Source organism: Inquilinus ginsengisoli (assembly GCF_031453975.1).
GTDB classification, from domain to species: Bacteria; Pseudomonadota; Alphaproteobacteria; order DSM-16000; family Inquilinaceae; genus Inquilinus; species Inquilinus ginsengisoli_A.
In genome coordinates this window covers 646,566-671,197 of record NZ_JAVDPW010000002.1, presented here as the reverse complement: position 1 = coordinate 671,197, position 24,632 = coordinate 646,566, and the positions used below count along the sequence as shown (strand labels likewise).

Below are 24,632 nucleotides of genomic sequence, written 5' to 3'. Positions count from 1 at the left end.
GGCGAACGCAGAATCAAGCGGCAGCGCTACGGTCTGGGCGCCGTGGTGCCGCGTTCGATCAGGATCGCCGGCACCACGATCCGGGCCTCGTGCGGCTCGGGCGGGGAGGCGGTCGCCGCCGCCAGGATCTTCAGCGATTCATCGACCATGCGCTTGCCGTCATGGACGAAGGTGGTGAGGTCGTAGCCGGCATAGCCGGCGGCCGGGATGTCGTCGAAGCCGGCGATCATGACGTCGCCGGGCACGTCGAGCCGCAGCTCCTTGCGCAGGGCGTCGATGGCGCCGATCGCCACCAGGTCGTTGGCGCAGAAGATCGCGTCCGGCCGGTCCGGCCCGCGGCACATCTGCAGCGCCGAGGCGTAGCCGCCCTCGTAGCGGAAATGCCCACCGATCACGATGGGGTCGGGGTGGCCGAGCTCGCGCAGCCGCTCGCGGAAGCCGCCCAGCCGCTCCTCATTGGCCGGGCTGCCGGCCGGGCCGGCGATGTAGCCGAAGGACCGGGCGCCGCGCGCCAGGAACAGGTCGACGGCCGTCCGCGCCGCCCCCCAGTTGTCACAGCACACCGAGGACAGCCACTCGTTCTTCACCGGCGTGTTGAACGAGATGGTCGGGATGCGGAACCGCGCCAGCTCGGCGGCGGATTCCGGCGCCAGCACCGCCAGCGCGCTGACGATGGCGTCGACCCGGTAGCTGGCCAGCCGCGGGATCACCGCGTCGAAGGAATGGCCGCTGTCGACATGCAGCAGCAGCACCTGCCATCCGGCCGCCTGCAGCCGGATGGTGAACTGCTCCAGCACCACCGAGTAGAACGGATTGTACATCCCGCCGATGACGATCGCGACCAGGTTGGACCGGTGGGTCAGCATGATCCGCGGGATCATGCTGGGCCGGTAGTCCAGCTGCTGCGCCGCCGCCAGCACCTTCGCCCGGGTCTCCTCCGACACGCTGGCGCCCGGCTTGTAGGTCCGCGACACCGCGGATTGCGAGACCCCGGCCAGCCGGGCGACGTCGGTGGAGGACGCGTATTTCTTCAGGCGATTCATCGTGGCATGAGGCGGGGCAGGGACGTGGGCGCTGCCATCAAAGCTTAATCTGCAGCTTCACATCCGCCGGCCGCCCCTCCGCCGCGCGTTCGAAGGCGGCGATGCTGTCCTCGAAGCCGTAGGTGTGCGAGATCAGCGGCTTGAGGTCGACCTTGCCCGACGCGATCATGGCGACGGCACGGTCGAACACGTTGGCGTAGCGGAACACGGTCTCGATCCGCACCTCCTTGGCCGCGGCCGCCACCACGTCGAAGGCGACGGGCTCGACCGGCATGCCGATCAGCACGACGCAGCCGCCCGGCCGCACCAGGTCGAACATCCCGGGATAGGCCCGCGGGCTGCCGCTGGCCTCCAGCACCACATCGGCGCCCCAGCCGTCGGTGGCCTCGGCGATGGCGTCGGCCAGCTTGCGCTCGCGGATGTTGACGCCGGTGATGCCGGGATAGCGCTCGGCGATCGCCAGCTTCTCGGGCAAGAGGTCGGAGATCAGCACCCGGCTGCAGCCGCCGGCCAGCGCGGCGATGGCGGCCATGATGCCGATCGGCCCGGCGCCGATCACCACGGCAACATCGCCCGGCTGGATCCTGGCCTTCACCGCCGCCTGCAGGCCGACGGCGAAGGGCTCGACCATCGCGCCCTCGGCGAAGGAGACATTGTCCGGCAGCTTGAAGGTGAAGGCCGCGGGATGGACCACCTGCGGCGTCAGGCAGCCATGCACCGGCGGCGTCGCCCAGAACACGACGCTGGGGTCGACATTGTAGAGGCCGAGCTTGGAGGCCTTGGAGGACAGGTCGGGGATGCCCGGCTCCATGCACACGCGGTCGCCGACCGCGAGGCTGGTGACGCCGGCGCCGAGTTCGACCACCGTGCCGGCGGCCTCATGGCCCAGCACCATCGGCGCGTTGACCACGAAGGGGCCGATTCGGCCGTGGGTGTAGTAATGCACGTCGCTGCCGCAGACGCCGACGGTGTCGATCTTGATCCGGACATCGCCCGGACCGAGGGTCTGGGGCAGGTCGATCTCACGCAGCGACAGTTCCCTCTGGCGCTCCAGGACCAAGGCACGCATCGTCGTCTCCTCCCTTGCCACCGGGCGCTCCGCGGCCCGAATCCAGCGATCTCCATAGGTACGACATTTTTCCGGTTGACGGCGGAAACTGTCAATGCATAGCTAGTCATTACTGGTGCATAGCTAGTCAACGTAAAAACATTCTTCAGGGAGAGACGACATGAAAGATGGGCGCAACCCCTTCGGCATGACCCTGACCCGGCGCGGCGCCCTCAAAGGCGCGGCGGCCCTCGGCGTCGGCCTCGCGGCCCCCGCTGGTTTCGTGCGTCGCGGCTTCGCCGCCGACAAGCCGACGCTGGTCACCTCGATCCGATCGCTCTCGAATCCCTATCACGCCGCCTGGAAGCAGGGCGCAGAGACCTACGCCAAGGCCGTGGGCCTCGAATTGGTCACGCTGGTCACCGAAGGCGACAGCGAGAAGGGCCTGGCCGACATCCGGGCGATCCTGGCCAAGACCGGCGGCAACATGGTGCTGAACCTCGACCCGAACGATTCGGCCGACGCCCGGCCGATCGTCGAGGCCTGCGCCGCGGCCAAGGTCTTCGTGATGTCGCAGTGGAACAAGCCCGAGGATCTGCATCCCTGGGACCACAACCCCTATTACACTGCCTTCGTCACCTTCGACGGCGAGCGCTACGGCGGCGAGACCGGCGAGGCGCTGGTCAAGTCGATCGGCGGCAAGGGCGGCATTGTCGCGCTCGGCGGCATCCTGTCGAACACCGTGGCGATCGCCCGCAAGGCCGGGCTGGACAAGGTGATCGCGGCCCATCCCGACGTGAAGCTGCTGGATTTCCAGGTCGCCGACTGGCAGTCGACCAAGGCCTATGACGTGGTCGCCGCCTGGCTGACCCGCTTCGGCGACGACATCAAGGGCGTGTGGGCCGCCAATGACGACATGGGCGTCGGCGCGCTCGAGGCGCTGCGGGCCGAAGGCCTGGCCGGCAAGGTGCCGGTCACCGGCATCGACGGCATCAAGGCGGCGGTCGAGGGCGTGCGCAGCGGCGAATTCGCCGCCACCGTGTCGTCCGACCCGTACTGGCAGGGCAGCATGGGCCTGGCGATCCCCTATGCGGCGTCGCTCGGCAAGTTCGACCCGGCCAAGGAGCCGAAGGAGCACCGCGAGTTCTACGGCACCGGCATCGTGGTGACGAAGGACAATGTCGACGCCTTCTACAAGTCCAACATCGAGGCCGAGCCGAAGATCGACTACAACGACCTCTGGGGCCGGGTCACCGGCCAGGTCCGGCCGGGCTGACGGCTGAGTCGTGACCGTACAGTCCCCGATAGCATCGGCCCCGATCGCATCGGCGGCGGCCCCGGCAGGGCCGCCGCGGGCCACCATCCGCCGGCCGAAGCTGGAGCGCCGGCTGCGCCTGGCGGCCCCGCTGATCGTCCTGGTCGTGCTGTGCCTGCTGCTCGGCCTGGCCAACCCGAACTTCCTCAGCACCGGCAACTTCACCCGGGTGGCCGCCGCCGCCTCGATCCCGCTGGTGCTGACCCTGGGCGCCACCTTCATCATCCTGCTCGGCAGCATCGACCTGTCGATCGAGGGCATGATGGCAGTGGCGGCGATCGTGCTGACGCTGCTGGTCTCCAACGATGCCGGGGGCGGCGCCGGCTTCGGCCTGCTCGCGGTGCCGATCGCCGTGGCCACCGGCACCGCCATGGGGCTGCTCAACGGCGCGCTGCATGTCGGGCTGAAGATCCCGTCCTTCATGGCCACCATCGGCAGCTGGTTCATCGGGCTCGGCACCGCCACCATCCTGCTCGGCGGCGGTTCGGTCCGGATCCTCGACCCCGACATCCGGGCCCTGGCCCTGACCCGGCTGGCCGGGATGCCGCTGTCGGTGTGGATCGCGCTGGCGGCGCTGGGCGTCGCCTGGGTGATCCAGAACCACACCCGCTTCGGCCGCCATGTCTACGCCATCGGCGGCGGCGAGGACCTGGCGGCGCTGTCGGGCGTGCCGATCCGGCGCACCAAGGTCATCGCCTTCGCCCTGGCCGGCACCTTCTACGGCCTGGCCAGCGTACTGGCGGCGGCGCAGCTGGGCCTGGCCAATGCCGAGATCGGCACCGGCCGGCTGTTCACCACCATCACCGCCATCGTGGTCGGCGGCACCTCGCTGATGGGCGGGCAGGGCGGCGTGCTGAACGCCCTGGTCGGCATCCTGATCGTGTCGGTGCTGGCCAACGGCATGGTGCTGCTCGGCATCCCGCCCTATCTGCAGCAGGCCGCCCAGGGCCTGATGATCATCGCCGCGGTCGCGCTGTCGCTCGACCGGTCGCAGCTTCGCATCGTGAAGTGACGCCATGCTGCAAGCGGTCGGCATCCAGAAATCTTTCGGCAGCGTCCAGGCGCTGAAGGGCGTCGACGTCGAGATCCGGCCGAACGAGGTGGTCGGGCTGGTCGGCGAGAACGGCGCCGGCAAGTCGACGCTGATGCGCATCCTGGCCGGCGTGCAGCAGCCGACCAGCGGCGAACTGCGGCGCGACGGCGAGGTGCTGCATCTGGGCGATCCCCGGCAGGCCAATGCCCGCGGCATCGTCATGGTGTTCCAGGAGCAGTCGCTGCTGCTGAACCTGTCGGTGGCGGAGAACATCTTCCTGGGCCAGGAGCAGGAGTTCATCCGCTTCGGCCTGGTCAACTGGAAGCGCCTGAACGCCGCGGCCCGACGGCAGCTGGAGAAGGTCGGCCTCGACATCGACCCGGCGACCCGGGCGCAGGACCTCAGCTTCGCGGCGCGGCAGATGGTCGAGCTGGCCAAGGCGCTGGCGCTGGAGGACCGGGTCGAGGGCGACCTGGTGATCCTGCTGGACGAGCCGACCTCGGTGCTGGAGCAGGCCGAGATCGACCTGCTGTTCGACCGCGTCCGCACGCTGAAGAGCCGGGCCAGCTTCGTCTTCGTGTCGCACCGGCTGGACGAGGTGCTGGAGATCAGCGACCGCATCTACGTCATGAAGGATGGCGGCGTGGTCGCCGAGATGCCGGTGGCGGATGCCGACACGCCGACCCTGCACCGGATCATGGTCGGCCGCGAGGTCCACGCCGAATACTACCGCGAATCCGAGCAGCACCCAGCGCAGTCCGAGATCGTGCTGCAGGCCAAGGGCCTGTGCTGCGAAGGCCGCTACCGCGACATCGACCTGACTCTCCATCGCGGCGAGGTGCTGGGCATCGCCGGCGTCATCGGCTCGGGGCGTGAGGATCTGGTGCGCAGCTTCTTCGGCTTCGTCCAGCCGACCGCGGGCACGCTCGAGGTCGCGGGCAAGGCGGTGCGCTTCCGCTCCCCCGCCGACGCGGTCGAGCATGGCATCGGCTTCATCCCCAGCGAGCGCCGGGTCGAAGGGCTGGTGATGATGCTGTCGGTCGCCACCAACATGACCCTGGCGCGGCTGGAGGCGGCGGAAGGCCCGATCGGCCTGAGCCGCCGCCGCGAGCGCAGCCTGGCCGAGGACTGGACCAAGCGGCTGGCGATCCGCGCCGCCGGGCCGGATGCGGCCTGCTTGTCGCTCAGCGGCGGCAACCAGCAGAAGGTGGTGCTGGCGAAGTGGCTGACGGCGGAGTCGCGGATCCTGATCCTCGACCACCCCACCCGCGGCATCGATGTCGGCGCCAAGGAGGAGGTGTTCCGCCTGATCCGGGCGCTGTGCCGCGACGGTGTGTCGGTGATCCTGATCGCCGACACGCTGGAGGAGACCATCGGCCTCAGCCACACCGTGCTGGCGATGCGCGACGGGACGATCACCGCCCGGATGGGCGCAGCACCCGGCCGCAAGCCCGCCCAGGTCGACCTGATCGGACACATGGTATGACCCGCCTGCTCGATCCCGCCGTCCTGCGCAGCGCGGCGCCGGCCCTGTTCCTGCTGCTGCTGGTGGTGGCCATCGCGGTGGTGGAGCCGGGCTTCGGTTCGCCCGACACGCTGCTGGTGGTGCTGGCCGACACCACCACCCTGTTCACCCTGGCGGCCGGCGTGACCTTCGTCATCCTGCTCGGCAGCATCGACCTCAGCATCCCGTCGGTCGCCTCGCTCAGCACCGTCATCGTCGCGCTGCTGCTGCCGCGGATCGGCGTCGGCGCCTTCGCCGTGGCGCTGCTGGCCGGGGCCGCGGCCGGGCTGGTCAGCGGCTTCGTCCATGTCCGGCTGCGGGTGCCGTCCTTCATCGCCACCCTGGCCACCGGCGGCGTGGTCGGCGGCGTCGCCCTCTACATCTCCGATGCCCGCAACATCGCCATCGCCGCCGAGGTGCGGGGCCTCTTGGACTGGATCACCGGCACCAGCCTCGGCGTGCCCAACATCATCGGCGTCGGCGTCCTGGCGCTGGCTTTCGGCATCTATCTCCAGCGCTACAGCCGCTTCGGCCGCTACAGCCTGGCGATCGGCGCGGGCGAGCCGGCCGCCTGGGCGGCCGGGATCCGCGTCAACCGCCAGAAGATCCTGGCCTTCATGCTGTCCGGCGCCTTCGCCGCGCTGGCCGGCATCCTGCTGGCGGCCCGGCTGGCCAGCGGGTCGCCGACCGTCGCCAACCAGCTGCTGCTGCCGGCGATCTCGGCGGTGCTGGTCGGCGGCACCGCCATCACCGGCGGCGTCGGCGGCATCGGCCGCACCCTGGTCGGGGCGCTGACCGTCTCGGTCGTGCGCATCGGCATGACCTTCCTCGGCGTCAACATCTTCGCCCAGCAGGTGGTGTTCGGCTCCGTCCTCATCCTTGCCGTCGCCATCACCCTGGATCGCGGCAAGATCCTGATCGCCAAATAGCCCGCAAGGGACACAGGGGGAACAACACCATGGATCTCGGATTGACCGGCAAGGTCGCCGTCGTCACCGGCGCCAGCATCGGCATCGGCCTTGCGGTCGCCGACGGGCTGGCGGCCGAAGGCGCCCATATCGTGCTGGCGGCGCGCCAGGCCGACCGGCTGGAGGCCGAGGCCGCATCGCTGGCGTCGCGCCACGGCGTCAGGACCCTGGCGGTGGCCTGTGACGTCGGGACGCCTGAGGGCACGGCGGCGCTGATCGCGGCGGTGGAGCAGGGCTTCGGCGGCGCCGACATCCTGATCAACAACGCCGGCACCGGATCGAACGAGACGATCCTGGAGGCGCCGGATGAGAAGTGGCAATCCTACTGGGACCTGCATGTCATGGCGGCGGTGCGGCTGGCCCGCGGCCTGGTGCCCGGCATGAAGCGGCGCGGCGGCGGGGTGATCCTGCACAACGCCTCGATCTGCGCGGTGCAGCCGCTGTGGTACGAGCCGATCTACAACGTCACCAAATCGGCGCTGATGATGTTCTCCAAGACCCTCGCCAGCGAGGTGGTGAAGGACAACATCCGGGTGAACTGCGTCAATCCCGGGCTGATCCTGACGCCCGACTGGATCAAGACCGCCAAGCAGCTGACCGCCGACACCGGCGGCGACTGGGAAGGCTATCTGCAGGGCGTCGCCGACGAGCACGCCACCATCAAGCGCTTCGGCACGCCGCAGGAGCTGGCGAACTTCTTCGTCTTCCTGTGCTCCGACAAGGCCAGCTACAGCGTCGGGTCGACCTATTTCGTCGATGGCGGGATGCTGAAGACGCTGTAGGAGACCCTTTCAAACCATCGTCATTGCGAGCGCAGCGAAGCAATCCATCGTGCCGGAAGAGCGGCGCCATGGATTGCTTCGTCGGCTTCGCCCCCTCGCAATGACGGAGAGGGAGTGGTGTTACGACACCGCCAGATAGTCGCGCTTGCCGATCTGCACCCCGGCCTGGCGCAGCAGGTCGTAGGCGGTGGTGACGTGGAAGAAGAAGTTCGGCAGGGCCATGTTCAGCACATAGGCGCGGCCGGTGAAGGTGCGGTCGCCATTGCGGCTGGGGATGGTGACGGTCGCGTCCTCGCGGCCGTCGATCTGCGCCGGCCCGACGCTTTCGATATAGGCGATGGTCTTGGCGATGCGCTCCTGCAGCTCCGGGAAGGTCTTCTCGGTGTCGGGGAAGCTCGGCGGCGTCTGCCCAGCCAGGCGGGCGGCGCAGGATTTGGCGGCGTCGCTGGCGGCCTGGATCTGGCCGGACAGCGGGTACATGTCGGGCGCCAGCCTGGCCTCGACCAGGGTGGCCGGGTCGACCCGCTCCGCCTCGGCATGGGCGACGGCCTTCTCCAGCAGCGTCGACAGCATCCGCAGCTTCGGAATCATCAGCGCGATCGAGATCTCGTGCAGGGACAGGGGCAAGGGAGTGCTCCGATATTGGAAGCCGAGAGCCGGTCCCGCGGCCCTGCGCCCGAAGGACGCGGAGTGGGGCGGGACTGCCGTCATCAGCCGGGCGTCTCGGCGGCGGCACGGTGATTAATGACGGCCGTCATCTTTCGCGTCAAGCCGGTCTCCAGGGTTTCACTTGACGAGCGGGCTTCCTATTTTTACCGTTCAGTACAATCTGTTCCATTCGGTACAGAGAATGCTTTCCAGACAGGAGCCTGCCATGTCCGCCGACCGTCCGCCGCTGCCGCCTTTCACCCGCGAAACCGCGATCCTCAAGGTCCGCGGCGCCGAGAATGGCTGGAACACGCGCGACCCCCAGCGGGTCGCCCTGGCCTACACCGAGGACAGCCGCTGGCGGAACCGGGCCGAGTTCCTGCAGGGCCGCCCGGCGATCGTCGAGTTCCTCACCCGCAAATGGGCGCGCGAACTGGACTACCGCCTGATCAAGGAGCTGTGGGCCTTCGAGGGCAACCGCATCGCCGTCCGCTTCGCCTATGAATTCCGCGACGATTCCGGCAACTGGTTCCGCGCCTATGGCAACGAGAACTGGGAGTTCGACGAACACGGGCTGATGCGCGCCCGCCATGCCTCGATCAACGACCGTCCGATCACGGAGTCGGAGCGGAAGTTCCATTGGGACGCGTCCAAGCCGCGGCCGGACGACCATCCCAGCCTGAGCGACCTCGGCCTCTGACGCGATGCCGCGGACCGTCACCGAGCGCGCCGATGTGCTGCCCGCCTTGTCTGAGGTGTTCCGCGAGCACGGCTTCGAGGGCGCCAGCTTGGCGCTGATCGGGCAGCGCACCGGCCTGGGCAAGGGCAGCCTCTATCACTTCTTTCCCGGTGGGAAGGAAGAGATGGCGGCCGCCGTGCTGGCCGAGATCGATGGCTGGTTCGGGCAGCATGTCTTCCGGCCGCTGCGGGAGGACGACCCGCAGCGTGCCATGCCGGAGATGATCCGGTCGGTCGGCGCCTATTTCCGCTCGGGCGGCCGGGTCTGCCTGGTCGGCGTCTTCGCCCTCGGCGACGTCCGCGATCGCTTCTCTGCCGCCATCCGGAGCTATTTCGCCGCCTGGATCGAGGCGCTGGCCCAGGCCCTGGTCCGAGCGGGGCGGGACGACGCGGTGGCGCGCGACCGGGCGGAGGAGGCGGTGGCGGCGATCCAGGGCGCCCTGGTGCTGGCGCGCGCCCTCGACGACGCCGACGCGTTCCGGCGCTCGCTGGCGCGGATCGAGGCCCGGCTGCTGGCGTGAGGAGCAAAGCATCCGCTTTTCACCAAGATAATATATTATTTTGACAATTATACTTTCTGGCCATACCGTCTGAACCAGAGCCGGCGGAGCTGAACGCCGGTCATGGCAGACGGGGGCTGGAATGCGGTTTGTCGCCTATCGCGATCGGGGTGTGGACGGGCTGGCCGTGGCCGCGCCGGACGGCGGTTTCCTCGGCTGCCCGTCGGATGACCCGGCCTATCCGGGCCCCCTGTCGGCGCTGATCGCCGAAGGTCCCGGCGCCCTGCGTTCGGCGGGGGCAGGCCTGTTGCGGCAGGGCCGCGCCGTCGATCTCGACGCGGTCACCGTGCTGCCGCCGCTGCCGGCGCCGGGCAAGATCATCTGCGTCGGCCTGAACTACGTCGATCATTCGCTCGAAAGCGGCTTCCAGCCGCCGGCCTTCCCGACCATCTTCACCCGCTTCGCCTCGACCCTGATCGGCCATGGCGCCGCGATCCTGCGCCCGGTGCTGTCGGAGCAGCTGGATTACGAGGGCGAGATGGTCGCCGTGATCGGCAAGGGCGGCCGCCACATCACCAAGGAATCGGCGCTCGACCACGTCATCGGCTACTCCGTGTTCAACGAGGCGTCGGTGCGCGACTACCAGTCCAAGGGGCCGCAATGGACCCTGGGCAAGAATTTCGACTCCACCGGCGCCTTCGGCCCGGTCTTCGTCACCGCCGACGAACTGCCGCCGGGCGGCAAGGGGCTGCGGCTGCAGACCCGGCTGAACGGCCAGGTGGTGCAGACCGCCTCCACCGACGACATGATCTTCGACGTCGCCACCATCATCGCCTTCGTCACCGAGGCGCTGACCCTGTCGCCCGGCGACATCATCGTCAGCGGCACCCCGGCCGGCGTCGGCATGGCGCGCAAGCCCCAGCTGTTCATGAAGCCCGGCGACGTCTGCGAGGTCGAGCTCGAGCGCGTCGGCCTGCTGCGCAACCCGATCGAGGCGGAAGAACCGATCGCCGGCCGCCAGGCGGCCTGACGCGACCATCCGTTAGGGAAACCAGGGAGCAGCAGCGCGCGATGATCGAGGTGCAAAGGGTTTCCAAGAGTTTCGTCAGCAAGGACATCGGCACCGTCACCGCGCTGAAGACGGTCGACCTGACGATCGGCGACAATGAGTTCTTCACCCTGCTGGGCCCGTCCGGCTGCGGCAAGACCACGCTGCTGCGGCTGATCGGCGGCTTCGAGATGCCGACCACCGGCATGATCCGCATCGACGGGGTGGACGTCGCCGCCCTGCCGCCGCAGAAGCGGCCGGTGAACACGGTGTTCCAGAGCTACGCGCTGTTCCCGCACATGACGGTGGGCGAGAACGTGGCCTTCGGCCTGCGCATGCTGGGCCGCCCGGCGCAGGAGATCGCGGCCCAGGTCGCGGCGGCGCTGGAGATGGTGCGGCTCGGCGGCTTCGCCAACCGCCGGCCAGCCCAGCTGTCGGGCGGCCAGCAGCAGCGGGTGGCCCTGGCCCGCGCCCTGGTGCCGAAGCCCAGCGTCCTGCTGCTCGACGAGCCGCTGTCGGCGCTGGACCTCAAGCTGCGCAAGGAGATGCAGGGCGAGCTCAAGCGCCTGCAGCGCGAGACCGGCATCACCTTCGTCCTGGTCACCCATGACCAGGAGGAGGCGCTGGCGATGTCCGACCGGATCGCGGTGCTGCATGACGGCAGCATGCTGCAGGTAGGCCGGCCGGCCGAGATCTACCACGACCCGTCCTGCCGCTTCGTCGCCGACTTCATCGGCGAGGCCAACCTGATCCCCGGCCCGGTGCTGGGCCGCCGGTCCGAGCTCACCATCGCGGTGCGGCCCGAGCGGGTGGTGCTCGGCGCCGGCTACGGCCGCCCCTCCGGGCGCGCCAAGGGCCGGGTGGCGGCGGTGACCTTCCTCGGCCTCGACACGCTGTATGAGATCGAGCTCGCCGGGCACGGCCCGATCCGGGCCCGCATCCGCGGCGACGAGGACGGCTTCTCCAGGGGCGACTCCGTGGTCGTCGACTGGGCGGCCGACGCCGAGCGCGAATTGCTGCACTGACCGGACACGCCGATGTCGCTCAAGCGCACGCTGCTCCTGATCGCTCCGTCCGGCCTGGTGATCGGCATCTTCATGCTGATCCCGATGGCCATCGCCGTGGCCTATTCCTTCATGACCGCCGGCGCCTATGGCGGCGTGACCGGGCCGGCCACCTTCGACGCCTACATCCAGTTCCTGTACCAGCGCGACTTCGACGACACGCTGGTGTTCTCGGCCGATTACATCGTCATCATCCTGCGCTCGCTGTGGCTGGCCGTCGCCACCACCGCGATCTGCCTGGCGCTGGCCCTGCCGATCGCCTGGTACGTGGTGTGCCAGAGCGAGGCGCGGCGGCGGGTGCTGCTGTTCGTCGTCACCCTGCCGTTCTGGATCAACACGCTGATCCGCACCTATTGCTGGATCCTGATCCTGCGCGACGAGGGCGTGGCCAACCAGCTGCTGCGCGGCCTCGGCGTCACCGATGCGCCCCTGCCGCTGCTGTACAATGACGGCGCCATCCTGCTGGGCCTCGTCTACACCTTCCTGCCCTTCATGGTGCTGCCGATCTATTCGACGCTGGAGCGGCTGGACCCGCGGCTGATCGAGGCCGCCTACGACCTCTACGCCAACCGCCGGGCGGTGTTCCGCCGCATCGTCTGGCCGCTGGCCCGGCCCGGCGCCATGGTCGGGGCGACGCTGGTCTTCGCCCCGGCGCTGGGCTCCTTCCTCGCCCCCGACCTGCTGGGCGGCGGCAAGACGCTGCTGATCGGCAGCCTGATCCAGATGCAGTTCACCTCGTCGCGCAACTGGCCGTTCGGCGCGGCGCTGGCCACGGCCATCACCGTCGTCATTCTGCTGGTGCTGATGCTGCAGGCGCGGAAGACCCGGATGCGGGAGCTGAGGCCATGAGCGTGACCCCGTCTTCGCTGCCCGATGCGTCGGCCGGGCGGCCGGCTTCCACCACGCGACGGTCCGGCCCGCGGCCCTTCGACTGGCGGCGTACGCCGGGCCTGGGGTCCTACACCGCCCTGATGGTCGCCTTCCTCTACGCGCCGCTGCTGATCCTGGTGGTCTACGCCTTCAACAGCAGCCAGATGATCACGGTCTGGCAGGGCTTCAGCCTGCGCTGGTTCGTCAAGATCGCCCACAACGACGACATCCGGAACGCGGCCTTGAACAGCCTGGTCATCGCCGTGGTCGCCACCATCGCCTCGACCGTCATCGCCGTCACCGGCGCCCTGGCGCTGGAGCGCGGCACCCGCTTCGTCGGGCGCGGCTTCGTCACCATGCTGATCGCCATGCCGCTGGTGGTGCCCGAGATCATCGTCGCCATCGCCACGCTGGTGTTCTTCTCGTCGATCGGCATGCACAACGGGCTGATCAACCTGATGATCGCCCACACCGTGTTCTGCATCCCCTTCGCCCTGCTGCCGGTGCAGGCCCGGCTGCGCGAGATGGGCCATGCGCTGGAGGAGGCGGGGCGCGACCTCTATGCCGACGAATGGCAGCTGTTCCGCCGCATCACCCTGCCGCTGCTGGCGCCGGCCATCGCCTCCGGCGCGATCATGGCTTTCGTGGTGTCGCTCGACGACTTCCTGATCAGCATGATGGTGTCCAGCGCCGGGTCGACCACGCTGCCGGTCTATGTCTACGGCATGATGCGCCTGGGCGTGACCCCGGAGGTCAACGCCATCTCCACCATCCTGCTCGCCGTGTCGCTGGTCTTCGTCGGCGTGGCGCTGCTGCTCGGGCGCCGCAACCGGCGCGCGGGCTGACGAGGGATTCGATCAAACAGGGAGAACAATGATGAAGAACTGGGCCTTGCTGATGACCGGCGCCGCTTTGGCGCTGGCGCTGCCCGCTGCGGCGCAGGCGGCGGGCGAGCTGCACCTCTACAACTGGACCGACTACACCTCGCCCGAGCTGATCGCGAAGTTCGAGAAGGAGACCGGCATCAAGGTCTCGATCGACACCTATGATTCCAACGAGACCGCCCTGGCCAAGCTGACCTCCGGCGCCTCGGGCTACGACCTGATCGTGGTCAGCAACGACTTCGTGCCGATCTTCGTGAGCCAAGGGCTGTTCGAGCCGGTCGACGTCGCCGCCATGCCCAACTTTAGGAATCTCGACCCGGCGTGGCAGAGGCGCAGCTGGGACCCGGACGCCAGGTACAGCGTGCCCTGGGTGTGGGGCACCACCTCCTATTCCGTCGACACCGCGGTCTACAAGGGCCCGCTCGACAGCCTGAAGACGCTGTTCGAGCCGCCGGCGGAGCTGCAGGGCAAGATCGGCATGTTCGGGTCGCCCAGCGAGGTGATGTCGCTGGCGCTGGTCTATCTCGGCAAGTCGCAATGCAACACGGATTCGACCGACCTGAAGGCGCTGGACGCCCTGCTCGAGGCGCAGAAGCCCTTCGTCAAGGTCTACAACTCCGACGGCACGGTCGAGCGCCAGGTCTCGGGCGAGACCGCGATGCACCAGCAATGGTCGGGCAAGGCCGAGGCGACGCGCCAGCAGAAGGCGACGGTGAAGTACGTCTACCCCAAGGAGGGCGTGGTCGGCTGGATGGACAACGTCGCGGTGCCCAAGGGCGCGCCGGACCTCGACAACGCCAAGGCCTTCCTGAACTTCCTGATGGCGCCCGAGAACATCGCCCTGCAGTCCAGCTTCTCCGGCTACCAGAACGCCGTGGTCGGGGCCAACACGCTGCTGTCGGCCGAGCTCGGCTCGTCGCCGGAGTTCAACCCGCCGAAGGATTTGAAGATCACCTTCGCCCCGGCCTGCCCGGAAAAGGCGACGCGGGCCTACGACCGGATCTGGACCAAGCTCAGACAATAGGCTGGTCGCGCCTGCTTTCTCCCATTGTCATGCCACGGCTCGACCGTGGCATCGAGGGGCGGCCAGAGCGGCTCTTGGTGGCCCCTGGATTGCCCGGTCAAGCCGGGCAATGACAGAGTGGGGGAGTGGGGTGGGGCGCCCGTGGTTGATGCTGGGCGCCTGCCCGCTGATGAGGTCTGGACCATGAGCACATCCCCCGCCGTCGAGCTGACGCGCGAGCTGATCCGCCGGCGTTCGATCAACCCGCCGGGCGGGGAGCAGCCCTGTGCCGAGCTGGCGGCGGGGCTGCTGGAGGCGGCGGGTTTCGCCGTCGCCCGCCACGATTTGGCCAGGGGCCGCACCAACCTGGTCGCCAGCCTGCCGGGCGAGGGCGCGCCGCTGTGCTTCACCGGCCATCTCGACACCGTGCCGCTGGGCGCCGCGCCGTGGACCCGGGATCCCTTCGCCGCCGAGATCGACGGCGACCGGGTCTATGGCCGCGGGTCCAGCGACATGAAGGCCGGCGTCGCCGCCATGGTGGTCGCCGCGATCGGCCTGGCGAGCCTGCCGGGCCGGCGCGCCGGGCTGTCCCTGGTGCTGACGGCGGGGGAGGAGACGGGTTGTGACGGCGCCCGCCACCTCGCCGGCGTGGCCGGGGCGCTGCCCCAGGCCGGTGCCCTGGTGGTCGGCGAACCCACCGCCAACCTGCCGCTGATCGGCCATCGCGGCGCGCTGTGGCTGCGGGCGGCGTTCCACGGCGTCACCGCCCATGGCTCGATGCCGGAGCAGGGGGTCAACGCGGTCTACAAGGCGGCGCGGGGCGTGCTGCGCCTGGCCGAGCACGCCTTCGACACGCCGCGCCACATCCATCTCGGCGGCCCGTCGATCAATGTCGGCACCTTCGCCGGCGGCCTCAACGTCAACTCGGTGCCCGACCGGGCCGAGATCCAGGTCGATATCCGCACCATCCCCGGCCAGTCGAACGACGCGATCTGCCGCGAGGTCGAGGCGGTGCTGGGCGAGGGGGTCGAGCTGTCGCGCATCGTCGATGTCGGCGCTGTTGCCACCAGCCCGCAGGACGAATGGATCAGCGGCGTGTTCGACCTGTGCGAGCGGGCCATCGGCCAGCGCATCGACCCGGCGGGGGCGGCGTTCTTCACCGACGCCTCGGTGCTGGCGCCGGCCATGGGCGGCATCCCGGTGCTGATCCTGGGCCCGGGCGAGCCGACCATGGCGCACAAGACCGACGAATACTGCCTGGTGCCGGCCATCGACGCCGCGGTCGGCCTCTACACCGAGATCGGACGGCGGTGGATGGGGCTGTAGGCGGCAACCCGACGCCCGTCACCTCTCCCCCCTTCGTCATTGCGAGGAGGCGAAGCCGACGAAGCAATCCATCGCACAGTACGGGCTGCCCGATGGATTGCTTCGCTGCGCTCGCAATGACGGTGTTTGGGGGAGGCGGGCCGGCTCGGGCAGCCCTCTCTACCCCTCCACTTCCTCCACCATCCGCAGCTCGTCGCTCGAGGCGGCGGAGAGCAGGATGGTGGCGGTGGCCTGGAGATGGGCGGCCAGCAGGGCGGTCGCCGCCTCCACATCGCGGTCCAGCGTCGCCTGCACGATGCGCTGGTGCTCCTGCTCGATGTTCCGGGTGCTGCGGGTCAGCGGCACCGAGATCCGGCGGTAGCGCTCGCTCTGGTCGTAGAGCTGGCCGCGCAGGCGCAGCAGCCACGGGCTGTCGCAGCCCTCGACCAAAGCGTGGTGGAAGGCGGCATGGGCCTCGGCCCAGTCCTCGTTGGTCCGCGCGGGGTCGCCGGGGTCGCGCTCCGGCGTGCGCGCCAGCCGGTGGGTCGCCGCCACCAGCCGCGCCTCCCAGTCGACGTCGCCGAGGCGGATGGCGTGCCGCAGGCACAGCGTCTCCAGCTCGATCCGGGCCAGGGTCAGGTCCTGCAGGTCCGCCGCCGAGATCGGCGCCGCCCGGAAGCCGCGCTGCGGTTCGGCCACCACCAGGCCTTCCGAGGTCAGCCGCGACAGCGCCTCGCGGATGGCGCCCAGGCTGACCGCGAAGGTGGCGCACAGCTCCTGGATCTTCAGGCGGCTGCCGGGAAGGATGCGGCAGGACAGCAGGTCCGCGCGCAGGGCCTCGTAAGCGCCTTGGGTCCGATTGAGCGTGGGGTCTCGGGCCATGATGCCTTTGTCGTTGGACAGCCGGTTCGGGCCGCTGGTTGGACGGCGTCAGCCTGGATTATCGAAGCCGGATCGACGCTGGTCAATAAAATATATTATTTGTTGACCTATATATACCCATATCGCACAGTGCTGCCAAGACGACAGGGATGGCCCGGCGGACCGGGCGATCCACCGCTCGCGCGACCCGCGTCCGTCCGGATCTGCGGCGGGGTCGGGCAACCGGGCCAGATCCAGAAGGACAGGGGAGCCGCGATGAACAGGGTCATTTTCCGGAACGCCATGGTCTGGGACGGCAGCGGGGCCGAGGCCTATCCGGCCGATGTCCTGGTCGAAGGCACGCGCATCCGCACCGTCGCCCGCACCCCCGGCCAGCTGGCGGCCGACGGCGCCCAGGTGATCGACTGCCATGGCCGCACGCTGATGCCCGGGCTGGTCGAGGGCCACGCCCACATCTCCTTCGGCGGCGCCGTCAACGACAGCGACCTCGGCAACATCCCGCCGGAAGAGCATGTCCTGCTGACCATGCGCAACGCCAAGACGCTGCTCGATCACGGCTTCACCAGCTGCTACAGCGCCGCCACCTCGAAGCTGCGGCTGGACGTGGTGATCCGCAACGAGATCGAGGCCGGCCGCCTGCCGGGGCCCCGCATCCGCGCCGGCAGCCCGGAGATCACGGTCACCGGCGGCCTCGGCGACGAGCGCAAGCAGCACATGTACTATGAGAGCTTCGGCATGATCGCCGACGGGCCGGAGGAGATCGCCCGCGCCGTGCGGCTGTGCTGCCGCGAGGGCGTCGACAACATCAAGATCAACATCTCGGGCGACGATCTCGGCCCCAAGGCCGGCGGCGGCGCCACCGTGATGCGCGAGGACGAGGTCCGCATGGCGGTCGCGGTGGCGCGCGACTTCGGCAAGAAGATCAACTGCCACGCCCGCGCCGCGGAATCGGTGAAGCGCGCGGTGCGCTGCGGCGTCGACGTAATCTACCATTGCGAATCCGCGGATGAGGAAGCCCTCGACATGCTGGAATCGGTGAAGCACAAGGTCTTCGTCGGCCCGGCCATCGGCATCATCTACGGCACGCTGTACGAGGGCGAGCCGTTCGGCTTCACCCGCGAATTCGCCATCAGCATCGGCATGCAGCGGGTGCTAGACACCAGCCGCACGGTCTACACCGAGCTGCGCAAGCGCGGGGTCAAGGCGCTGATCGGCGGCGATTACGGCTTCGCCCAGTCGCCGCAGGGCCAGAATGCCCGCGACCTCAAGCATTTCGTCGACCTGCTGGGCTACAGCCCGAGCGAGGCGCTGGTGTGCGGCACCCGCTACGGCGGCGAGGTGATGGGGCTGAAGGGCGAACTGGGCGAGGTCAAGGACGGCTACATCGCCGACCTGCTGCTGGTCGACGGCGACCCGCTGCAGGACCTGGACATCATGGTGCACGAGAAGAACCTGCTCGTGATCATGAAGGACGGCGCGCTGTACAAGGACCAGTCCGCGGTGCTGAGCGCATCCCAGGGCGCGGTCGCCGCCTGACAATGACGCCCGAGATCCCGATCGACGTCGATCCCGACACCGGAATCTGGCGCACCGACGACCTGCCGATGGTGTACCTGCCGCGCCACTTCCTGGTGAACAACCACCGGGCGGTGGAGGCGGCGATGGGCATCGAGCCCTACCGCGCGATCCTGCGCGACGCCACCGATGCCTCGGCCGTGCACTGGTGCGCGGTCCAGGCCCGCAGCCTGGGGCTGGACCCAGAGCAGACGGTCCGCCGCTACTTCCAGCGGCTGTCGCAGCGCGGCTGGGGCCGGTTCGAGATCGAGGCGCTGGACGCCGCGGCGGGGCAGGGCCGCATCGCCCTGTCCTCCTCGATCTTCGCGCTGGAATACGGACCGGGGGCGGGGCGGCCGGTCTGCTACATGTTCGAAGGCTTCATGACCGGGGCCTTGCGCCACCTGCTCGGCGCCGCCGGCGCCGGCGCCGCGATCGAGTGCGAGGAGACGCAGTGCGCCGCCATGGGCCATGACCACTGTCGCTTCGAGTTCGGCGTCCGCAAGGGCTGAAGCGGCCCTGCCCTCAGAGACCGTTTGGAAATGCGCTGGCGTGAGTTGGCTGGCGGCGGCTTCGAGAACCGGAGCGCAGCGGACGTTTGAGTCCGTGAGCACCGGAAGCGGAGAAGCCGCCGTCAGACGGCCGCGCCAGTAGTGTTTCCAAACGGTCTCTCAGCGCTTCAGCGGCAGCTGGAATCGGATCTCGTCGCTGGCGGCGCCCTTGAAGTGGTCGGCGTCCTGGAGAAAGCCCGTGCGCTCGAAGCCGAGGGCCGCGACCAGGGCCATGGAGGCGGCGTTGCGGGTGTCGATCGACGCGCCGATCGCGGTGATCCCGGGGATCGCCGCCAGCGCGTCGACCACCGCGGCCACCGCCCGCCGGCCGATGCCGCGGCCCTGGCAGCCGGCGAACACGAAATAGGCGATGTCGGCCGCGCCGGCGCTGCCGACCGTCACCTCGACCAGCCCGGCATAGCCGCCCTCCGGCCCGATCCGGATCGCCCAGTTCAGCCACGCCTGGTCGCCGGCCGGCGACTGCCGCGCGGCAAGCCGCTCGCACCGGGCGCGCAGCGTCGCGGCATCGGCCGGCGGCTCCTGCGGGATGAAGCGGTAGAGGCCGGGGTCGGCGAAGCCGTCGAACAGCACCGCGGCATGGTCGGGCCGTAGCGGTTCCAGCCGCAATTCCCCCGCAGCCAAAGTCGTCTCCGCCAGGGCGGCGATGCCGGGCGGCGGGCTCAATGCGCCTTGTCGGGCAGCGGCTGGGTGATGCGGTCGATGAAGGCGATGCCGATCGCCGACAGGATGAACACGGTGTGGATCACCGTCTGCAGGATGATCCCGGTCTCGGTGTAGTTGGTCTTGTCCGGCGACCCGACATTGCCCGCCTCGATGAAGGTGCGCAGCAGGTGGATCGACGAGATGCCGATGATCGCCATGGCCAGCTTGACCTTCAGGATGCTGGCGTTGACGTGGTCGAGCCATTCCGGCTGGTCGGGGTGGCCGCCCAGCTTGAGGCGCGAGACGAAGGTCTCGTAGCCGCCGACGATGACCATCATCAGCAGGTTCGAGATCATCACCACGTCGATCAGGCCCAGCACCACCAGCATGATCTGCTGCTCGTTGAAGTCGACGGCGTGGATGACGAGGTGCCACAGCTCCTTCAGGAACAGAAAGACATAGACCGCCTGGGCGACGATCAGGCCGAGATACAGCGGCAGCTGCAGCCAGCGGGACCCGAAGATCACGGCGGGAAGCGGCCGCAGCTTCTGCCGTGCCGGGGCGGGGAGGGTCTCGCGGTCCTGCGACATGGCCGGCTCCGGTAGCGATGGTCGGGAGGGCCCTTATACAGGCGCCGCCGGATTTGCCGGAGGGGGATTTCGCCAGGGATTGCCGGAAAGCCCGGCGGCTCCTCGATTCGTCGGGGCTGCCATTCTTTCGACAAACATGATACGTTTGAATGCCTTGTGGATGATCATTGAGATCACGATGTAAGTTCGGGCGTTTGGCATCGCCCGGGGAAGCGTGGAGGGGGCCATCATGGCCGGTAGGGGAACGTGGCTGCGGACGGCGGCGGCACTGGCTCTCGTCGCCGGGCTGATCGGCGCCTGTTCGTCGGAAAAGCCGCGGCCGTCGGGCGGCAACATCGCCTATTGGGAACCGCAGATCCAGAAGGCGTCGAAGCGCTTCAACGTGCCGCCGGAATGGATCCGCGAGGTGATGCGGATCGAGAGCGCCGGCCAGGCCACCTGGAAGGGCGGCCAGCCGATCACCAGCTCGGCCGGCGCCCAGGGCCTGATGCAGGTGATGCCGGCGACCTATGAGGAGCTGCGCGAGAAGCACGGGCTGGGCAGCGACCCCTACGACCCCGAGAACAACATCATGGCGGGGACCGCCTATATCCGCGAGCTGTACGAGATGTACGGGTCGCCCGGCTTCCTCGGCGCCTACAACGCCGGGCCCGGCCGCTACCGGCAATATGTCGAGAACGGGCGCAGCCTGCCGCCCGAGACCCGGCGCTACATGGACATCGTCGGCACCCAGATCGCCGGCATCGAACCGGGATCCGGCCGGCCCGACCGGATGACCCAGTATGCCGAGCAGCAGATCCAGCAGCGCACCGGGGTGCCCGCCCCGTCGGGCGCGCCGGTGGTGATGGCGATGCAGCCGATCCCCGACCGCCTGTCGCCGGAGGAGCAGCAGACCCGGGCGCGGGTCGAGGCCGCGATCGCCGGCCGCACCGGCCAGCCGATCCCGGCGGCGCCGGTGGTGGTGGCGATGCAGCCGATTCCGGACCGCCTGTCGCCGGCCGAGCAGCAGACCCGGGCACGGGTCGACGCCGCCATCGCCGGCCGCTCCGGCCAACCGATCCCGGCGCAGCAGATCCCGGTGTCCCGCCCGGTGGTGGTGGCGATGCAGCCGATCCCCGACCGGGCGCCGCCGCCGCCCACCCGTCCGGTGGTGACGATGCAGCCGATCCCCGATCGCGTGGCGCCCGCCCCGGTGCGGATGGCGCCGATCCCGGACCGGCAGGAGGTCGCGCCGGTCGACGACGTGCTGCTGGCCATGGCCGCCTCGGCGCCCGAGCGGCCGGCCCCGGTGCCGGTGGTGCCGCGCGCGGCGGTGCAGCCGCAGGTCCAGCGGGCCCAGATCCGGCCTGCGCCGACCGCCGCGGCGGTGACGGTCGCCCCGACCCGGGTGGCGCGGTCCGCCCCGGCGGCGCCCGCCGGCCCGGCGCCGGTCCGGCGCCAGGCCAGCGGGCTGCCCAGCGGCTGGTACGTGCCCTCGGCGCCGGGGAAGTAGCCGCTCAGAACCCGGCCAGCACCAGCTTGCCGACGGTGCGGCCGCCTTCGACCAGGGCGTGGGCGCGGCGGAGGTTGGCGGCGGTGATCGGGCCGACCACCTCGCCCAGCGTGGTCTTGACCAGCCCGGCATCGACCAGGCCGGCAACCTCGGTCAGCAGCTTGTGCTGCTGGACCATGTCCGGCGTCTGGTGCATCGAGCGGGCGAACATGAACTCGATGTGCACCGCCCCGGCCTTGCCCTTGATCTTCATGATGTCGAGCGCCCCGGGGTCGTCGATGAAGCAGATCTCGCCCTGCGGCGCCAGCGACGCCGCGATCTGGTCCCAGTGCCGGTCGGTGTGAGTCAGCGACAGGACGTAGCGCACCTGCGGCCGGCCGATCCGCGCCAGCTCCTCCGACAGCGGCTTGGTGTGGTCGATCACGGCATGGGCGCCCAGTTCGGCGACCCATTTCTGGCTCTCGGGGCGCGAGGCGGTGCCGATCACGGTCAGGTTGGTCAGGCGGCGGGCCAGTTGCACCGCGATCGACCCGACGCCGCCGGCGGCGCCGACGATCAGGATCGCGTCGTCGGTCGGGGCCTTGCCCACCGGCAGGCGGAAGCGGTCGAACAGCGCCTCCCAGGCGGTGATCGCGGTCAGCGGCAGGGCGGCGGCCTGGGCGAAGGACAGGCTCTCGGGCTTGCGGCCGGCGATGCGCTCGTCGACCAGCCCGTATTCGGCATTGGTGCCGGGGCGGGTCAGGTCGCCGGCGTAATAGACTGTGTCGCCCGGCCGGAACCGGGTGACGGCGTTGCCGACCGCGGCCACGGTGCCGGCGGCGTCCCAGCCCAGGATCACCGGCGCCTCGGCGGTGCCGGCGCGGCGGACCCGAACCTTGGTGTCGACCGGGTTAACCGACACCGCTTCGATCCTAACCAGCAGGTCGTGCGGGCCGGGTGTCGGCACCGGGGTCTCGAATTCGTACAGCGACCGCTCATCCTCGATCGGAAGGCTGTCGACGTAACCGATGGCTTTCATGATTCTCGTCTCCCGAAGGGTTCGCGGCTCAAGATGAGGCGGCGGGATCGATCGTAGAAATGAATAGTTGAGATTTTTGCGATCGTGTTTTCATATGGATGATATGGCCACATCCGATCTCGACCTCGACGCGCTCCGCGCCTTCGCCGCCATCGTCGATGCCGGCGGCTTCACCGCGGCCGGCGCGAAGCTGGGCCGCACCCAATCCGCCGTCAGCGTCAAGATCAAGCGGCTGGAGGCCCTGCTGGGCCGGCAGCTGTTCGAGCGCACCAGCCGGTCGCTGGCGCTGACCCGCGACGGGGAACTGCTGCTCGGCTATGCACGCCGGCTGCTGGAGCTGAACGACGAGACGGTGCAGCGCTTCGCCGAGCCGGGGGCGGAGGGCGAGATCCGCCTCGGCATCGCCGAGTACTTCGTGCCGCAGCACCTGCCCGGCGTGCTGTCGCGCTTCGCCCGGGTGTTCCCGCGCGTCCATATCGAGGTCCGGGTCGGCATGAGCAGCGGACTGATCGAGGCCTTCGACCGGCACGAGCTCGACCTCGTCATCGCCAAGCGCGACGACGGCGTGACCCGCGGCCGGGTGATCCATCGCGAAAGGCTGGCCTGGCTGCGCGCGCCGGGGCTGGAGCTGGTGCCGGGCGCGCCGATCCCGCTCTGCGCCCTGCCGCCGCCCTGCGTGTTCCGCAGCCGCACGCTGGAGGCGCTGAAGGCGCAGGGGCAGGCCTGGCGGGTGCTCTACACCAGCGAGAGCGTGATGGGGGTGATCGCCGCGGCCCGGGCCGGGCTGGGCATCGCCGTCACGGTCGAGACCGCGCTGCCGGAGGATGTCGAGCGGCTGACGCCGGCCATGGGCTTCCCCGACCTGGGCGAGGTCGAGCTCGCGGTGTTCGGCGAAGGCACCGGCCGGCGCGAGATCAAGGCGTCGCTGGTCGGCTTCATCGAGGACAGCCTGCGACAGCTGCCGCCGGTCCGCCAGGCGGCCTGACAGCCGGTTGTCCGGGCCTCAGCTCGCCGCGACGCCGGCTGCGGCGCCGATCATGATCACGCCGGTGCTGCGGTTGAGCCGGCGCATCGCCCGGCTGCTGGTGAAGAAGCGCCGGGCCCGCGCCGCCGCGGCGGCATAGACGCTCAGCACCGCCAGCAGCACCACCACCCCCACGGCCGCCAGCTCCGCCGCCGCCAGCAGGGTGACGCCATGGGTGTCGATCACCGTCGGCAGGATGGCGAGGTAGAACACCATGGTCTTGGGGTTGCCCAGCGTCAGCAGCAGGCCCGAGAGCAGGCTGCGCAGCGGCGGTTCGCGCAGGCCGGTCGCGGCCTCGGCGCCGACCGGCTTGGCCGGGGCGCGCCACAGCTTCCAGCCGAGGTAGAGCAGGTAGGCGGCGCCGGCCAGCTTGACCACCAGGAACAGCTCGCCCAGCTGCTGCGCCAGCAGCGCCAGGCCGAACAGCGACGCCATCAGGAAGGTCAGGTCGCCCAGGATCAGGCCGAACACCATGAACAGCGCGGCCCGGAAGCCGAAGCCGAGCGAGCGGGCGACGATCCCGACGATGCCGGGGCCGGGCAGGGCGGCCGCGATGGCGAGGGCGATCGTGAAGGCGAACAGGGATTCGAGGCTCATGGCGCGCTCCGGCGGGACGAGGGCAGGCAAACCCTGTTCGCGCGCGCCGTCGGCGTCAAGCGCAGGACCCCGTGGCGGCTGCAGGCCCGATATGACGCTGTCGGACCGGCTCTGCGGCGCCCCTCAAATGTCTGTGCCGACTTTAAAGGGGCGGCCGCAACGAGTGCTGCGGCCGCCCTGCCGCCCCTAGGCAGGAAGTCTTAGGCGCGCGACGGCGCCTTCACCCAAATCGTGGCCCCTCCCCAAAAGGACGACTGACGTCGTCCTTGAGGTGGACTCGATTCGATATGAGATTAATTTTAAATAATTAAACTCCGATTTGGAGATATACAATGATATGAAGATTTCAATAAATATTGTTTCAAATGAATTTGAAATTACTAGGTAATAATTCGCTAATTGATCGCGGGTAGTCAAGAAATGCGGAAATGCACACAATGACGCACCGCACCGCGGAAGAAGCCCCCATTCGTACGACGATCTGGACCAAAGCGGTCGGCATCAATCG

General features: G+C 69.3%; 25 protein-coding genes. 17 read left to right on the top strand and 8 right to left on the bottom strand.

Annotation, left to right across the window (positions count from 1 at the left end; translation table 11 throughout):
* Window positions 1–26: 26 nt before the first annotated feature.
* Together E9232_RS06955 and E9232_RS06950 are read right to left on the bottom strand one after the other, a co-directional pair.
* Complete coding sequence (locus tag E9232_RS06955) at window positions 27–1,043, bottom strand: LacI family DNA-binding transcriptional regulator (protein ID WP_309792971.1); 1,017 nt, start codon at window positions 1,041–1,043, stop codon at window positions 27–29.
* Between the two features lie 37 nt (window positions 1,044–1,080).
* A complete protein-coding gene (locus E9232_RS06950) occupies window positions 1,081–2,112 on the bottom strand; it encodes an NAD(P)-dependent alcohol dehydrogenase (RefSeq protein ID WP_309792970.1) in 1,032 nt (343 codons plus the stop codon).
* 160 nt (window positions 2,113–2,272) lie between these two features.
* On the opposite strand from E9232_RS06950, the gene E9232_RS06945 reads away from it, so the two are divergent.
* Genes E9232_RS06945 through E9232_RS06925 form a run of 5 tightly spaced genes read left to right on the top strand, consistent with a single transcriptional unit; the run spans window position 2,273 to window position 7,693 of the window.
* Window positions 2,273–3,367 carry a sugar ABC transporter substrate-binding protein gene (locus tag E9232_RS06945; protein ID WP_309792969.1) on the top strand — a complete coding sequence of 365 codons (1,095 nt, stop codon included), beginning with the start codon at window positions 2,273–2,275 and terminating at the stop codon, window positions 3,365–3,367.
* A gap of 10 nt (window positions 3,368–3,377) precedes the next feature.
* Entirely contained in the window at window positions 3,378–4,418 is a 1,041-nt protein-coding gene (locus tag E9232_RS06940) for an ABC transporter permease (protein ID WP_309792968.1), read from the top strand.
* Window positions 4,419–4,422: 4 nt separating this feature from the next.
* On the top strand, window positions 4,423–5,925 hold the full coding sequence (locus E9232_RS06935) for a sugar ABC transporter ATP-binding protein (protein ID WP_309792967.1): 1,503 nt from the start codon (window positions 4,423–4,425) through the stop codon (window positions 5,923–5,925).
* Window positions 5,922–6,872, top strand: coding sequence for an ABC transporter permease (locus E9232_RS06930; RefSeq protein WP_309792966.1), 951 nt, complete (start codon window positions 5,922–5,924; stop codon window positions 6,870–6,872). The genes E9232_RS06935 and E9232_RS06930 overlap by 4 nt, the downstream gene beginning before the upstream one ends.
* 29 nt (window positions 6,873–6,901) lie before the next feature.
* The gene (locus tag E9232_RS06925; RefSeq protein WP_309792965.1) at window positions 6,902–7,693 is read left to right on the top strand and encodes an SDR family NAD(P)-dependent oxidoreductase; all 792 of its coding nucleotides are present in this window, start codon (window positions 6,902–6,904) and stop codon (window positions 7,691–7,693) included.
* Between the two features lie 120 nt (window positions 7,694–7,813).
* On the opposite strand, the gene E9232_RS06920 is transcribed toward E9232_RS06925, so the two are convergent.
* Complete coding sequence (locus tag E9232_RS06920) at window positions 7,814–8,320, bottom strand: DUF1993 domain-containing protein (protein ID WP_309792964.1); 507 nt, start codon at window positions 8,318–8,320, stop codon at window positions 7,814–7,816.
* A gap of 247 nt (window positions 8,321–8,567) precedes the next feature.
* On the opposite strand from E9232_RS06920, the gene E9232_RS06915 reads away from it, so the two are divergent.
* The 8 genes from E9232_RS06915 to E9232_RS06880 all read left to right on the top strand — a co-directional run bounded on the left by E9232_RS06915 (window position 8,568) and on the right by E9232_RS06880 (window position 15,774).
* Window positions 8,568–9,041 carry a nuclear transport factor 2 family protein gene (locus E9232_RS06915; RefSeq protein WP_309792963.1) on the top strand — a complete coding sequence of 158 codons (474 nt, stop codon included), beginning with the start codon at window positions 8,568–8,570 and terminating at the stop codon, window positions 9,039–9,041.
* 4 nt (window positions 9,042–9,045) lie between these two features.
* Complete coding sequence (locus E9232_RS06910; protein WP_309792962.1) at window positions 9,046–9,600, top strand: TetR/AcrR family transcriptional regulator; 555 nt, start codon at window positions 9,046–9,048, stop codon at window positions 9,598–9,600.
* A gap of 121 nt (window positions 9,601–9,721) precedes the next feature.
* A complete protein-coding gene (locus tag E9232_RS06905) occupies window positions 9,722–10,609 on the top strand; it encodes a fumarylacetoacetate hydrolase family protein (protein WP_309792960.1) in 888 nt (295 codons plus the stop codon).
* 41 nt (window positions 10,610–10,650) lie between these two features.
* Entirely contained in the window at window positions 10,651–11,652 is a 1,002-nt protein-coding gene (locus E9232_RS06900) for an ABC transporter ATP-binding protein (RefSeq protein WP_309792959.1), read from the top strand.
* Window positions 11,653–11,664: 12 nt separating this feature from the next.
* On the top strand, window positions 11,665–12,540 hold the full coding sequence (locus E9232_RS06895) for an ABC transporter permease (protein ID WP_309792958.1): 876 nt from the start codon (window positions 11,665–11,667) through the stop codon (window positions 12,538–12,540).
* On the top strand, window positions 12,537–13,406 hold the full coding sequence (locus tag E9232_RS06890; protein WP_309792957.1) for an ABC transporter permease: 870 nt from the start codon (window positions 12,537–12,539) through the stop codon (window positions 13,404–13,406). The genes E9232_RS06895 and E9232_RS06890 overlap by 4 nt, the downstream gene beginning before the upstream one ends.
* Window positions 13,407–13,437: 31 nt before the next feature.
* Window positions 13,438–14,469, top strand: a complete 1,032-nt coding sequence (locus tag E9232_RS06885; protein ID WP_309792956.1) for an extracellular solute-binding protein — start codon at window positions 13,438–13,440, stop codon at window positions 14,467–14,469.
* 183 nt (window positions 14,470–14,652) lie between these two features.
* Window positions 14,653–15,774, top strand: a complete 1,122-nt coding sequence (locus E9232_RS06880) for a M20 family metallopeptidase (RefSeq protein WP_309792955.1) — start codon at window positions 14,653–14,655, stop codon at window positions 15,772–15,774.
* Between the two features lie 159 nt (window positions 15,775–15,933).
* Here the strand turns inward: E9232_RS06880 and E9232_RS06875 are convergent, their stop codons facing one another.
* The gene (locus E9232_RS06875) at window positions 15,934–16,635 is read right to left on the bottom strand and encodes a GntR family transcriptional regulator (protein WP_309792954.1); all 702 of its coding nucleotides are present in this window, start codon (window positions 16,633–16,635) and stop codon (window positions 15,934–15,936) included.
* Window positions 16,636–16,890: 255 nt separating this feature from the next.
* On the opposite strand from E9232_RS06875, the gene E9232_RS06870 reads away from it, so the two are divergent.
* Window positions 16,891–18,171, top strand: coding sequence for a metal-dependent hydrolase family protein (locus E9232_RS06870; protein ID WP_309792953.1), 1,281 nt, complete (start codon window positions 16,891–16,893; stop codon window positions 18,169–18,171).
* Window positions 18,172–18,173: 2 nt separating this feature from the next.
* On the top strand, window positions 18,174–18,701 hold the full coding sequence (locus E9232_RS06865; RefSeq protein WP_309792951.1) for a DUF5943 domain-containing protein: 528 nt from the start codon (window positions 18,174–18,176) through the stop codon (window positions 18,699–18,701).
* 159 nt (window positions 18,702–18,860) lie between these two features.
* On the opposite strand, the gene E9232_RS06860 is transcribed toward E9232_RS06865, so the two are convergent.
* A complete protein-coding gene (locus tag E9232_RS06860; protein WP_309792949.1) occupies window positions 18,861–19,424 on the bottom strand; it encodes a GNAT family N-acetyltransferase in 564 nt (187 codons plus the stop codon).
* Window positions 19,421–19,993, bottom strand: a complete 573-nt coding sequence (locus E9232_RS06855; RefSeq protein WP_309792946.1) for a TIGR00645 family protein — start codon at window positions 19,991–19,993, stop codon at window positions 19,421–19,423. Before E9232_RS06855 ends, E9232_RS06860 begins: the two co-directional genes overlap by 4 nt.
* Before the next feature lie 229 nt (window positions 19,994–20,222).
* On the opposite strand from E9232_RS06855, the gene E9232_RS06850 reads away from it, so the two are divergent.
* Window positions 20,223–21,485, top strand: coding sequence for a transglycosylase SLT domain-containing protein (locus tag E9232_RS06850; protein WP_309792943.1), 1,263 nt, complete (start codon window positions 20,223–20,225; stop codon window positions 21,483–21,485).
* A gap of 4 nt (window positions 21,486–21,489) precedes the next feature.
* Here E9232_RS06850 and E9232_RS06845 read toward each other — a convergent pair whose 3' ends face one another.
* The gene (locus E9232_RS06845) at window positions 21,490–22,503 is read right to left on the bottom strand and encodes a zinc-binding alcohol dehydrogenase family protein (protein ID WP_309792942.1); all 1,014 of its coding nucleotides are present in this window, start codon (window positions 22,501–22,503) and stop codon (window positions 21,490–21,492) included.
* Between the two features lie 103 nt (window positions 22,504–22,606).
* Between E9232_RS06845 and E9232_RS06840 the strand changes: the two genes are divergently transcribed.
* Window positions 22,607–23,488 (top strand): LysR substrate-binding domain-containing protein, encoded by an 882-nt coding sequence (locus E9232_RS06840; RefSeq protein ID WP_309792940.1) that lies wholly within the window; start codon window positions 22,607–22,609, stop codon window positions 23,486–23,488.
* A gap of 18 nt (window positions 23,489–23,506) precedes the next feature.
* Here the strand turns inward: E9232_RS06840 and E9232_RS06835 are convergent, their stop codons facing one another.
* Window positions 23,507–24,124, bottom strand: coding sequence for a LysE family translocator (locus tag E9232_RS06835; protein WP_309792938.1), 618 nt, complete (start codon window positions 24,122–24,124; stop codon window positions 23,507–23,509).
* Window positions 24,125–24,632: the final 508 nt, after the last annotated feature.